This is a genomic window from Legionella qingyii, from assembly GCF_003990155.1.
GTDB lineage: Bacteria > Pseudomonadota > Gammaproteobacteria > Legionellales > Legionellaceae > Legionella > Legionella qingyii.
Window position 1 is genome coordinate 270,387 of the sequence record NZ_RZGX01000002.1, and the last position, 13,193, is coordinate 283,579.

The window sequence follows — 13,193 nt, forward strand, 5'->3', positions numbered from 1 at the left end:
CTACTGCCCCCAAAGGATCATTAAGCCCCAGATAAATTGACTAAGGAGCCATAAAACTACTAACATTTGTACTGATAAACGCAGAGCAGTACACTTCATATAATCGGTAGTCACAGTCCAAATACCTACCCATGCATGCAATGAAAGCGCAAACAATGCGATAAGAGACGCAATTCGAACTAATACATTGGAAAAAAGAGCGTGCCATTGCGCAAACCCCAGCTCAGGGTGCAATAACAAAAAACCAATTATAAAAAAAGCATATGCAGCAAAATAAACTGCTGTAACTCTTTGAATCAACCAATCCTTTAACCCATTACCTGTTAAGCTGGTGACATTATTTACCATATCCAGATTCCTAGAAAAATTGACAAAATAATGGCAAGAAAAATGACTAAAACAGCGGAACGCCTACCAGCATCAAGATGCTCACCAAACCCCATATCCATCAAAAGATGCCTAATCCCTGCAAGCAAATGGTAAATCATCGAGGCACCAAATGCCCACATGACCATTTTATAAGCAGGATGAGACAGCAAATTTTTCACCTGCGCAAATGTTTCTTCTGATTGCATTGACTGGCCAAAAATGTACAACATAATGGGTAACAGTAAAAATAAAACTACCCCTGAAATCCTATGTAAGATGGACGCTATAGCCATAGGGGGATATTTTAAACTGCCCAAATCCAGATTAACGGGTCTTTTTTTGTTCACTGTGAATTTCTTCCTTAATTAGAAATGTTAATTAAATCGCACAAATGCGAAGTATAGCACTCTGTTTTTATCGTGCAAGATAAGCTCCTGCCTAATCCGAGCAAATTTTAATTTGTTTCCATCTAATTCAAATAAATTTTCTTTAATTACCTCATTCATTAAAAAATCTTCAATTCAAAATAAATTTTGTAAATACTGTTAGATAATACTTCGACAACTGACTCAAGCAAAATTAATATTTTTACAAATTGTCATTCTATGATGCAAATAATCAGATCTTTTTTCATTTAGATCTTTTATTGTGCTTATATTTGATGTGCCAAATGAAAGACCAATCTATTGTATTGCTAAGGAAATTTTTGTAAAGATGTTGCAAGCCTTTACACAGGGGAAGTATATAAAAGTGAAGCAATAAAACTCAACTAAAAATAATTGAACAGCCAATCAAAAGTGCATTAAAGACAATCCGTCAGAACATACTTATCTTTTTGGACCTGAACCGGATGTTTTATACGGTTGTCGAAATATTTCACGCGGCGATTCAGAAGGATATCCATACTTATCTGCATTTTGTTTGACAATTTGTAAGTAACGCTCACCCCATGCGCCCGGATCAAAGTTAGTTACTACGACGTTGTAAGGTAAATTGATAATCGACTCAAAGGCTTTTCTTTGGGGAAGCAAATGCCCACCGAAAGCTACTTGCACCTCTGTTTCTTTATCAATGCCTTCTTCTTTCAAACGCTCAACCAGAATATATATCATTTTTTCTATGGTCATGTAGAGCTTATACATTGACATTCCGGCAGAGAACAGCTCTTCGCCTTTAGACGTAGATAATTTTGATCCTGAATCAAGAATAGAATATACAAATTCAAACTCATTTGTTCCGAAGATTAGTTCGGGTTTAATTATTACAGGAGGAGAAACAAGATCAATCGATGGAGATACAATATAAAGTTGAAAATCTGCCCAATGCCACCAGATTTGATAAACACGCTCAACCAAAGTTACAGGATCATTTAAATCTTCTTCCATTTGTAACTTGCGCAAGTCGATGCTGTTATCGATACTATCAATTAACTCTGAGTTTTCGTCAACAGTAGGAATATCTGGTTCATCAGCCATTTGCTTACCATACGTAAATCAAACCTATATGAGTATATTAGCCCAAATTTAGTGAATGAGCACGAAAGTTAAAACAGCTTAAGTAAAAAACCCGTAAAAAAATACAATTTGCGCAGCAGCAAGCTATAAAAGATATTGGTAATATTCAGGGGCGCTAGAGTGACACTTAAAGCATGTACTTTGACAATTTGCCTTTTCCTGGCATTTACGTATTACGCCCTTCCCGATCCATAAATCTAGCATGGGTTGTAATGCAGGAAGATCCACACGAAATTCCCTAGTCAATTGTTGGGTACTGACGACACCTTCACGGCAAATGTAATCACGTATTTGCAACAGCATCATTCCTCCTTGTGCTGCGTTTGGTGTATTGGCGCACGCCTATAACAAAAAATAGGATCAATAAGAATAAAAGAATCTCGACCATACTTTGCTCTGAACTTTGAATCCATTTAGCTACTTGATAAAATACAACTGCAGTAACATATGCAATCACAAAAGACCAAATTACAGAAATCCACATATATTTCTTATTTGCTTCTTGTCGAATGACCGCCATAGTAGATACACAAGGAATATAAAGAAGTACAAACAGCAGATAAGCATATGCCCCTATTTTACCATCAAACCGCTCTGCCATAATTCCATATACTGACTGAGATACAGGATTATCTGCTGCGCTAGCCAATATAGGATTTATCAATGCAGAACCCAATTGAGCTAAATTTTGTGGAATTGACCAGAAAGCCGCCTTAATACCTGCCCAAAAATCAAAATGTGCGGCAGCAATTTCAGTCACATGACCTACTTGCGCATAAAGTGAATTTAACGTACCCACTACCACTTCTTTGGCCAGCATTCCAGTTAGTAACCCTACAGTTGCTGGCCAATTGTCCTGGTGGATGCCCATTGGGGTAAATAGAGGAGTAATCGATTGACCCATTAAAGAGAGCAATGATTGAGTACTGGCTTCACCCGAATTAATTCCACCATCTAAAGTAATGGCGTTTAAACCACCCAAAATAACACAAATAGGTACAATTAATTTACCTGCACGCACAATAAAAAAACGCAAGCGCATAAAAGTCTCTTTAAATAAACGCTTGAGCGCAGGCTTATGATAAGCGGGAAGCTCCAAAATTAAGGGAGAGGCATGCCCTTTTAACGTCGTTTTGCGCAAGAGAAATCCTGTTAATACAGCCATCAAAATCCCTACAAGATACAAAGAAAACACGATGTTTTGTCCACCTGATGGGAAAAATGCGGCAACGAATACTGCATAAATGGCCAGACGTGCGCTACATGACATAAAAGGGCTCATCATTACGGTCAATAATCGATCGCGTTCTGAATCTAAGGTACGAGCAGCCATAATCGCTGGAACATTACATCCAAAACCAACAATCATCGGCACAAATGACTTACCAGGCAACCCCATCTTCCGCATCGCCTTATCTACAACAAAAGCCGCTCTTGCCATATATCCTGAGGATTCCAACAAGGATAAGAAGAAGAACATGGCCGCAATGACTGGGATGAACGTTAACGTGGTATTAATCCCTTTTCCAACACCATTTGCCAATAAAGCGATTATCCAATTAGGCGCATGAATTTGTTGCAATAACCATGATGTCCCTTGTACGAATATTGTATCGGTACTGATATCAAAAAAATCCTGAAAAGCGCCACCTACATTAATCGCAAATAAAAACATCAAATACATCATGGCAAAAAATATGGGGAGGGCAAAAAAACGATGCAACATAATCTTATCGAGTTTTGCAGTAAAATGTTCACTGGCATCACTGCGCTTTTTCTGTACAGACGTAACTATTTCATGTATTTTCTGATATCGTGCATCAGCCAATAATACATCAAGATTAGGATCTACTTCGTTCAATAAAGTTAAATCCTGAGTAATTGCCTTATCGAATAGTAATTTATCCCCCTCCGCAAGCCTGCGGGCATAATAATAAGCAAGCGATTGACTATAACCTTCGTAAATCAAGGTGTTTTCCAAGGTCATTAATGTCTGTTGTATCGCTTGGGATAGAGGAAGCGTCAAGGGAGAAACTGCTTGAGGCAGCCGAGTCAACTCCTCCATCAATTGAGCCATGCCTATTTTTTTATGTGCCTGGATCGGGATAACAGGACAACCTAATTGTTGTGACAACGCGTTTGGATCTATGGATATACCTCTTTGCTGTGCAATATCCATCATATTCAACGCGAGCAGTACAGGTTTTCCTAATTCCAAAATTTGGGTGGTCAAATATAAATGCCGCTCGAGATGACATGCATCGATCACATTAATAATGCAATCTGCTTCAATGGTTACAACAGACTGAGCAGCAATTCCCTCATCTTGGCTGATGCCATCCGCATGAGCTACTAAAGAATAAATTCCGGGTAAGTCAGTCACTTCAATTCGTTGCTGTCCTACAAAAAAAGACCCTGTTTTCTTTTCTACTGTCACGCCAGGCCAGTTTCCAATGCGCTGATTATCACCAGTTAATGCATTAAATAAGGTAGTCTTACCACAATTAGGGTTACCGACCAATAATACATGAGTCATATACGCTCCAGAATTAATTGGCTCGCCTCTTCCTTGCGCAATGTTAAGGCCGTTCCTCTGACTTCAATTTGTATAGGACATCCTAAAGGAGCCATTCGGACAACTAAAAACTCAGTCCCGCAAGTCACTCCCAAAGACAAAAGTCTGCGTCTGTATTGCATTTCTGTTGCACCAAAACTGGTTAACCGTACTCTATCACCTTGTACTAACTCTGTAATTTTTATCATGTCCTAACAGCAACTCGTGAAATATCTTAAATAATAGTAGCATAAATGTAATCGAGAATCATTCTCAATTTAGGAAAAAATTATACATTTATTCAAATCCACAGATCAACTCATAGCCTAGGTATAGCAACGCGGAACCAATTTTGGGTCACTTTTAACTACCTATGCGATTAAGAATTATCTGAAATCAACTCCTTAAGTGTTCTTTTGGGATGGCGTGCCAAATAATCTACCGATTGCATTTCCAGCAACCGGCTTAATGTACGCTTGAACGTTTCTTGCATTTCGCCTTCAACATACAACTCCTCAACTGCAACCTCTGCGGAAATAATAATATTTATTCCTCGATCATACATCACATCAATAAAGTGAATGAACATAATTGTTTGCAAGGTATGATTGGCTGTTAATGCAGGTATATTACTTAAAAAAATAGTGTCAAATTTATCTGCAATCTCTAAATAATCCAATTGGCTACGAGGCAAATTACATAAAATATCAAAAGCAAACCAAATCGATTGTTCTGCAAGCTTAAGGTAAGGGATCTCGCGATTCTGTATTGTAATAGTACCATTTTCTTTAAATTCACGCGCCAAAAACGTGAATTGTTGCTCCATAACCGAGGTGGTTTGCTCATTTAAAGGAAATAAATAAGCGTCTAACAATGGCGCTCTCCCAACCCGATAATCTCTTTGCTCATTTAAATGCAGTACCTCGCAGTGTTCCTTAATTGCTGCAATAGCTGGTAAAAATCGTTTCCGATGAACTCCGTTACGATATAAATCATCTGGAGGTATATTCGAAGAAATTACCAAAATAACGCCATAAGCAATTAAAGATTGCAACAACTCCGCTAAAATCATGGCATAAGCCACATCATGGACCATAAACTCATCAAAACAAAGTACCCGTGTCGTTTTGGCTAATTTCTTAGCGATTTGGCGAAGAGGATTTTTCTGACCTTGTAATCGTCTTAACTGCGCATCAATTTGTTGCATGAAATGATGAAAATGAAAGCGAGCCTTCTTTTTCTCTTCGAGACAGTCATAAAATAAATCAATTAAGTATGTTTTTCCTACCCCAACAGGGCCATAAAGGTATATCCCCTTAATTCGAGGTTTAATTAATGGATAAAACCAGGATGAATTCGATTTTTTTACGTTATTAGCAAGAGACTCCAGGTGCGTCAATATGTCTCGTTGCAAAGGATCATCGTCGATGTCACCGCGATGAATTGCGGCTTCATATTGCATAATCAAATTCATTATAAAATAACCTGAGATCGAATGTATTCCGTGAGCTTTGCTTTCAGTTCAATTAATTTACCATGAAAAAAATGGCCTGTGTTCGCAAACTGAATCACCGGTATATCAGCTTGGGCGGCAAAATCAAAAACTAAAGCAGAAGGAACTACTTCATCTTCATCGCCTTGTACAATAAGCCAAGGAGATGGGATAGGATTAAATTCTTGATAATTATAATGATGCACTGCCGGGGCTACCGAAATTAATAATTTGGAATCCGATTGGGCCGAGGCGCGATAAGTCACATAAGAACCAAAAGAAAAGCCCGCAAAAATTAGTTTTTTCTCGGGCTGCACCTTTTGCCATTCACGAACCAACACCAGCATATCCTCGCTTTCACCTATCCCTGCATCATAAGATCCTTCCGATTGGCCTACCCCACGAAAATTAAAACGCAATGAAGGAATACCTAATTCTCTAAAAACACGTGCTAAGGTAGTCACTACTTTATTACTCATAGTGCCCCCTTGTAGGGAATGAGGATGCCCTAAAAAGGCGATGAAGTCAGAATGATTCTGCTCTGGAACAGTTAAAACTGCCTCCAGTTTCCCAGTCGCTCCTTGCAAAAACAAAGCATGCTCACCCGGGAGAGTTAATTTTTCAGTGATTTGCATAAAAAGCCCATTATAAAGTACATATTTCACACAAATTGTTGCGTTTTCCACATAAAATAGCCGCTGTGCGAAACATTAATGATAACTCAGAATTATAGATGAACAAAATGGATAAAGTGCAAAATGCAGCAACGTCAATATTGAAACAGCTACGCTGCACCCGGAGATAAATGCATTTACATCCACTTCTCATCTATCCGAATTTGCAATATGATAACCAATGTGAGCCGGCTGAATAGCTACTCATAATGCGCTGACCTATCGGCAGCGACTTCATATTTCAATTTTTTTGGGAGGACTTGATCCATGCGACAGGTACCTATAGTGCGTTTCGCTTTCCATCATACTGCTTACTCTTTGTTATTAAGGGGTAGCGCAGCATGAAAATTCATGATTTCAAACGTAAAAAAGAAGAACAACAAAAAATTTCCATGATAACTTGCTACGATTATCCATCTGCCTGCATTGTAGCTGAATCAAATATTGATTGCGTCCTGGTCGGAGATTCTGTAGCCATGGCCGTACACGGCCATGAAACAACCGTTACGGCTACCATGGAGATGATGATACTTCATACCCAAGCTGTAGCACGCGGCCTAAAACAGCAATTTTTAATCAGTGACCTTCCCTTTTTATGCCATAAAAGTTCACTCAATCAAACTGTAGATAATGTAAAACACTTATTACAAGCAGGTGCGCAAGCAGTGAAAATTGAAGGGGCAGATGCAGATACGTGTCACACCATTTCCTATCTCGTAAATGCAGGCGTCCCAGTTGTTGGACATATCGGTTTAACCCCTCAATCCATTCATCAATTAGGTGGCTATAAGATACAGGGAAAAAACAAAGAGCAGGCAGAACAACTACTCCAGCAAGCTCATCAGTTAGAGGCGGCTGGATGTTTTGCTCTAGTCATCGAATGTGTTCCCCAACAACTAGCGCTCACAATAACCGAGTCGTTAAGTATACCTACTATTGGTATTGGAGCGGGTTCTCATACTGATGGACAGGTTCTTGTTTGGCATGACATGCTGGGTTTACAAACAGAATTTAATCCCAAGTTTGTCAAAAGATACCTTCAAGGCAAAGAACTTCTATTAGATGCATTAAATGCCTATGCACAGCAGGTTCAACAGGTCAATTTTCCAACGGCGGAACATTCATTTTAATTAGAAAGTGAACCTAAATAATTATTGATGATTTTTTTATCAAAAATTATTCTGGTTCACAAATTGTAACTGTTAGCACTATTGTAGCTGGGTGAAAGTACTCCAACCCGGGTTATGCTTCACTTCATCCCAGCCCACAATTTAAATGGTTACTATATTTAAGGAGTAACTCATGAAAATTTTTCACGATCTGAACGAATGGATAAGCTTTCGTAAAACTTTATCTACCCAATTAACTCTGGGCTTTGCGCCAACCATGGGTAATTTGCATGCGGGGCATGCCTCTCTGTTTTTAGCCAGTAAAAAAGAGAATCACTATACTATTTCCAGTCTATTTGTAAATCCAACACAATTTAATCAAACCGAGGACTTTAAACTTTATCCTCGAACATTAGAAGCGGATCTTAAAATTATGGAAGATTCCGGTGTCGATTTTTGCATTCTTCCGGATGAACAATCCATGTATGTGGATGAATACAATTATCAGGTACATGAGCATCAACTTTGCCAACTCATGGAAGGAACCCATAGGCCCGGGCACTTTAACGGTGTATTAACTGTAGTGATGAAATTATTGAACTTAGCTAAGCCTCAAAGAGCATACTTCGGTGAAAAAGACTATCAACAATACTTATTGATTCAAGGGATGGTTAATGCTTTTTTTATGGATATTGAAATTAAAGCATGTCCAACGATCCGTGAACCAAGTGGATTAGCTTACAGCTCACGTAATAACCGCCTCAATCAAGAGCAAAAGGCCTTGGCTGAAGAGTTTGCCAGATTATTCCAGCAAAAAGAGCTGACATGTGAGCAAATCATCAAACAATTAACTCAAAAAGGGATTGCTGTAGAGTATGTTGAAGAACATCAAGGTCGTCGTTTTGCGGCAGTACGAATTGATAACATCCGCTTAATTGACAATTATTTGTTGGGGTAAGTTCTATTATAGTAGCCGGATTGAAGCGAAGAGCGGAACCTGAGTTCTGCCTCGCTTCTCCCTGGCTACATTACTACAATAACTCTGGAAGAGCTTCTTCTGGACTTTCTTCTGGAGCAAGTTGAGGGGCAACTTGTTGATGTGACAATCCAAGTGCTGTCGATTGTGCAGGAATACCAGCCCAATGAGTATTTTCAGGTAACCGTTCCCCCTTCATTAGTAAAGAAAGACTACCCAAAGAAGAGTTTTCTTCCATCAACGTGTTGTAGAGAACAATTGATCCAACACCTACATTACAACCAGAACCAATAGTGACATTTGAGACTTTGAATATTCTATCCTCATAGAGATGAGTTTGAATTATAGTCTCGGCATTGATACATACATCATCACCAATTGTAATTAAATCAAATTCTGAAAACTCGGCACTGTCTGTGAAAACCCTCTTCCCTGCTTTAGTTCCTAAACAACGATGCACCCAAAGCGCAAAAGGAGTCCCTAAAACTTTATTAGTCCAATGCGGGTTCGTATAATAGTTATACGAATATTCGATCACATCATTTTTCCAAATAAAGGGATCCCAAATAGGCTTGGTTAAAGGTTTTAATTTACCTAACATTATCCATTTGAGGGCGACCAACACGCCAACAAGACAAACTGTAATGAACATCTCTACTGGTGGAAGAATCAGTGCGGTAACAAGCCAGGAGTACTCACTTAACATATAATCCAAGACATAAAGCATATTGAATAATGCAATTAATGAAAAAGTCGATGGTAAAATAATTCGTATAAATTCAATGAGTAAGCGCATGAAATAGAGCTTTTTGGAGGGATAAAATGTATCCTTATCAGAAAATCCAACAAATAACTCTCGCTTTGGTAAAAAAACAGCAGGTGAACCTAGCCAGGCAGAATAAGGCTCTGCTGCTCTGCCATCTGATGGAGTCACTGATAGACATCCTAATAGAGCGCCTTCACCAATCGATTTACCAGCAGATAATAAACTGACATTCCCTACAAAGCCTCTACGTCCGATGGTCACCGGAGCAAAAGAAATAAAACCATTATAAACACTAGGCCAGGCTAGAGCGACAGAACTGGCGGTAAAACCACCTTCTTCAATGGTGACTAGGTCAGGAATAATATGCGGAGTTTCCCCCATTTCTACTCCCTTCCCTAATTTTGCCCCCAGCAATCGTAAAAAAGCAGGCATATATAAAGTGTCTGCCATAATCGAGATTTCATCCCCATCCAATAATTTCACCAGAATCCAATGACGGAAATAATAAAAACTCTTCAAGGGATAATCACCGGGTTTTACCTTATCCAAAATAATCTTTTTACAGAGCACAATAGCGGAATAATATAATCCTAAAAACAGGATAGCCCCTAAAGGTATGGCAAAAAACATGGTGGTCAGATAGTGACTCTGATCATAGTAATAGCTAATTAAAGAGATTGAGGGAATTAAGCATAAATAATAAACCACCATGACAAAAACGACGCCTAAGTAATGCAAAATACCAAAAAGGGTATTTTCCAGCATGGTAGATTCGTCAACCGCAACTTTTTTCCGAGTAACATGATCCGCAGGAATAGTACCTGGAACCGCTGGAGAGCCTGAAAAATAGACTCCTTGAGGAATTAAGCCCTGATCAGGTAGCATGGACATTTCATCCAAGACGCCATGATCTTCAATCTGTGTATTTAACCCAACAACGGCACGTGAACCTATATAACAATTATTGCCGATATTGATAGGGCCTATTTTTAACCAACCGTCCTCAATGATATAACCGTTAAGTCTACTGTCCGCACCAATAGAAGTATTATCTCCGATGGTCAACAAATCATGTGCAGAAATTTGCATGGAACCCAAATAACAGTTCTTACCTATTTTAGCTCCTAGTAAGCGATAATAGATACCAGCTAATGGCGAACCAACTAAAAATTTAGCTAAAAACAAATTCTTCTGCAGCCTTTGCACTAACCACCAACGATAATAGAACCATCCCCAAAGTGGATATTCACCAGGCTTTACCCGTCCCAATAATATCCATTTCAAACCAATCGTGATAAATAACGAAATGATTGGCATCGATAAAAACAAAGCTAGAAATGCAAGCTGTGACTCTCTGGAAATAATCGAATACTCAGAGCTAACCCAGCTGTAGCACAAAATAACAGCCAATAGCTGTAAAGTACCTACCGCGTATTGCAATAAGCATCCAAAAAATTGACCAACCCCACACAAATAGTATTTCCATTGTGGTACTTTGTACTTGTTCTTAACCGTTTGTTGCCCATCAATTTGTGGATTGCTATGAGGGGCACTAAACTTCTGTTCTAATTGCTTAATTGTTGGATTTTTATATAAATCAAGTATTGAAATATTTTTTAAGGCAGGTATTTTGCGTAAATTAGAAATTACTTTTGCGGCATGCAGTGAATGTCCACCTAAATCATAGAAAAAGTCTGCTCCAGCAGAAATATTCTTACAATCAAATACATTTTCCCAGACTAGAGCAATTTCCTTAGCTAACTCAGATTCTGGTGCTATATAAACATTTTCTGACTTTTGCACAGGTCTAGGAAGCTCTTTGCGATTCACTTTACCGCTGGCTAAAACTGGAAACGTTTCTAAAATCTCAATTAGGGATGGCAGCATGTAATCAGGTAAGCGTGACCTTAAAAAGATTTTAAATTCATTTACATCAAATGCATTTTTTGGATCAAGAATCAAATAAGCAACGAGCGTAGGTTGCTCCAGGGTTTGCAATGAAACCACGGCTTGTTTAATTCCAGCATATTGCATGATAATCGTTTCAATTTCGTTTAATTCAATACGAAACCCACGCAATTTGATTTGATCATCTATTCTCCCTGCAAAAAGGAGATCACCACTAGGAGCTCTTGAAACTAAATCCCCTGTTCGATATAAGCGTTGATTATTATTTACCGGATTTAAAACAAACTTTTTTGCTGTATCCTCTGGTCGATTGACGTAACCACGAGCTAGGGCAACTCCAGCAATACACAGCTCGCCCTCCTCTCCTACAGCTACTTCTCGTAATTGTTCATCAACGATGAGGACTTCATAACCTGGCAAGGGTTTACCAATGGTCACTTCCTGTTCAGGATGACATTCTGCATAAGTTGCAATAATCGTTGCTTCAGTAGGGCCATAAGTATTAATAATTCGCAGCCCCTCTCTGCTCCAACGCTTAACCAAACTAGATGGGCAAGATTCTCCACCCAGGATTAAAAGGCGTAGATCCGGTAATTGGCCTTCTAAAGTAGACAATAAAGTAGGTACTGTTGAAAAAACACTAACTCGGTGTTGTTGTAAAAAGGAGATTAGACCTAGACCAGAGCGCACTTCTTTTGCTGTACACGCAACCAGGGCGGCGCCATTGGCAAAAGCCATCCAAAACTCTTCTAAAGAGGCGTCAAATGCCAAAGAAAAGCCTTGATATACCTTATCATTACTTTTTATATCATAAAGTTTGCTCGCAACTTGCACATAATGGCAAATACTGCGCTGGGTAATTTCTACTCCTTTAGGCTTTCCAGTAGAGCCTGACGTGTAAATGATGTAACACACGTCATCAGCAGTTAAATCTTCTTGAAGAATTAATCGCTGTGAGGGGCATCTGGAAATTTCCTCGGCCAATTGATCAACTGCATAAAAAGCTGGCCATGCCAGATTCTTTTGGGTCAATTGCATAGACGAAGTTAAAACCGCATCAAAAGGCAGATCAGAGAAAATATAATTAATCCGTTCGTCGGGATAATCTACTTCAATAGGTACATAAGCTGCACCTGTTTTTAACGTCGCCAATATAGCAATATAGCATTCTATAGATCGCTCTAATAGAATGCCTACAATGCTACCCTTGGAAATTTTGTTCTCATGAAGATAATGAGCTAATTGATTCGCACGATTTTCTAACTCTTGATAGGAAATAAACGCATTATCGCAAATCAAAGCAATATTGTCTGAATAATTATCAACTGATTGCTCAAAAAAGTGATGAAGTTTCATAGTTATGGCCGGATGAAAAACTCAAATTGGGTTTAGCCTCTACCGATCGAGTATTTTTTCCACAATTTGGTTTGTTTTGTTGCTTATTCTTAAAAGAAGCGAGTAAGAACTTACATTCATCCAATATATTATATTTAACGTCAATAGTAAAAGACTTATGGAAAAATCACAGAAACAGAAGCAAGATTTTTTTCGGGATTATAATTCTTTATTGTCTAATAATCGAGGTCAACGGAAATTGTTTTTAAAATTTAGTTCGCTACCCACAAGGGTCTGTTGACATTTCATTTAATTCCGCCCACTTCACGCGCTTTATGCCTGAGAGATGGTCACAATAAGTGACCATTATTTTTAAAAAAAGAATAATTTTTTTTGAAGTGCATGAAGATATGTGATCCAATATATTTTCGACATTATAAGGGTTCACCATCATGCACTTGACTGAATTATTACATAAAACTTTTGCGAATAAACT

General features: G+C 38.6%; 11 protein-coding genes. 2 read left to right on the plus strand and 9 right to left on the minus strand.

Going from position 1 to position 13,193, the window contains the following annotated elements; genetic code table 11:
* From sdhD to ELY20_RS02375, 8 genes are all read right to left on the minus strand, one after another.
* Window positions 1-348, minus strand: coding sequence for a succinate dehydrogenase, hydrophobic membrane anchor protein (sdhD, locus tag ELY20_RS02340; RefSeq protein ID WP_110140989.1), 348 nt, complete (start codon window positions 346-348; stop codon window positions 1-3).
* Complete coding sequence (gene sdhC / locus ELY20_RS02345) at window positions 342-716, minus strand: succinate dehydrogenase, cytochrome b556 subunit (RefSeq protein WP_110140988.1); 375 nt, start codon at window positions 714-716, stop codon at window positions 342-344. The genes sdhD and sdhC overlap by 7 nt, the downstream gene beginning before the upstream one ends.
* 480 nt (window positions 717-1,196) lie before the next feature.
* Window positions 1,197-1,844, minus strand: a complete 648-nt coding sequence (locus ELY20_RS02350) for a virulence factor (protein ID WP_110140987.1) — start codon at window positions 1,842-1,844, stop codon at window positions 1,197-1,199.
* A gap of 123 nt (window positions 1,845-1,967) precedes the next feature.
* On the minus strand, window positions 1,968-2,186 hold the full coding sequence (locus ELY20_RS02355; protein ID WP_110140986.1) for a FeoC-like transcriptional regulator: 219 nt from the start codon (window positions 2,184-2,186) through the stop codon (window positions 1,968-1,970).
* Window positions 2,167-4,419, minus strand: coding sequence for a Fe(2+) transporter permease subunit FeoB (gene feoB, locus ELY20_RS02360; RefSeq protein WP_110140985.1), 2,253 nt, complete (start codon window positions 4,417-4,419; stop codon window positions 2,167-2,169). The genes ELY20_RS02355 and feoB overlap by 20 nt, the downstream gene beginning before the upstream one ends.
* Window positions 4,416-4,646 (minus strand): FeoA family protein, encoded by a 231-nt coding sequence (locus ELY20_RS02365; protein WP_058468744.1) that lies wholly within the window; start codon window positions 4,644-4,646, stop codon window positions 4,416-4,418. The genes feoB and ELY20_RS02365 overlap by 4 nt, the downstream gene beginning before the upstream one ends.
* Window positions 4,647-4,816: 170 nt before the next feature.
* Window positions 4,817-5,911: a cell division protein ZapE gene (gene zapE, locus ELY20_RS02370; protein WP_110140984.1), complete on the minus strand. Its 1,095-nt coding sequence runs from the start codon at window positions 5,909-5,911 to the stop codon at window positions 4,817-4,819.
* A complete protein-coding gene (locus ELY20_RS02375; RefSeq protein WP_110140983.1) occupies window positions 5,911-6,564 on the minus strand; it encodes an alpha/beta hydrolase in 654 nt (217 codons plus the stop codon). The genes zapE and ELY20_RS02375 overlap by 1 nt, the downstream gene beginning before the upstream one ends.
* A 380-nt stretch (window positions 6,565-6,944) precedes the next feature.
* Between ELY20_RS02375 and panB the strand changes: the two genes are divergently transcribed.
* Both panB and panC read left to right on the plus strand, forming a co-directional pair.
* On the plus strand, window positions 6,945-7,733 hold the full coding sequence (gene panB / locus ELY20_RS02380; RefSeq protein ID WP_110140982.1) for a 3-methyl-2-oxobutanoate hydroxymethyltransferase: 789 nt from the start codon (window positions 6,945-6,947) through the stop codon (window positions 7,731-7,733).
* Window positions 7,734-7,905: 172 nt separating this feature from the next.
* Entirely contained in the window at window positions 7,906-8,670 is a 765-nt protein-coding gene (gene panC, locus ELY20_RS02385) for a pantoate--beta-alanine ligase (protein ID WP_110140981.1), read from the plus strand.
* Window positions 8,671-8,743: 73 nt separating this feature from the next.
* Here panC and ELY20_RS02390 read toward each other — a convergent pair whose 3' ends face one another.
* Window positions 8,744-12,718, minus strand: coding sequence for a Pls/PosA family non-ribosomal peptide synthetase (locus tag ELY20_RS02390; RefSeq protein WP_110140980.1), 3,975 nt, complete (start codon window positions 12,716-12,718; stop codon window positions 8,744-8,746).
* Window positions 12,719-13,193 lie beyond the last annotated feature (475 nt).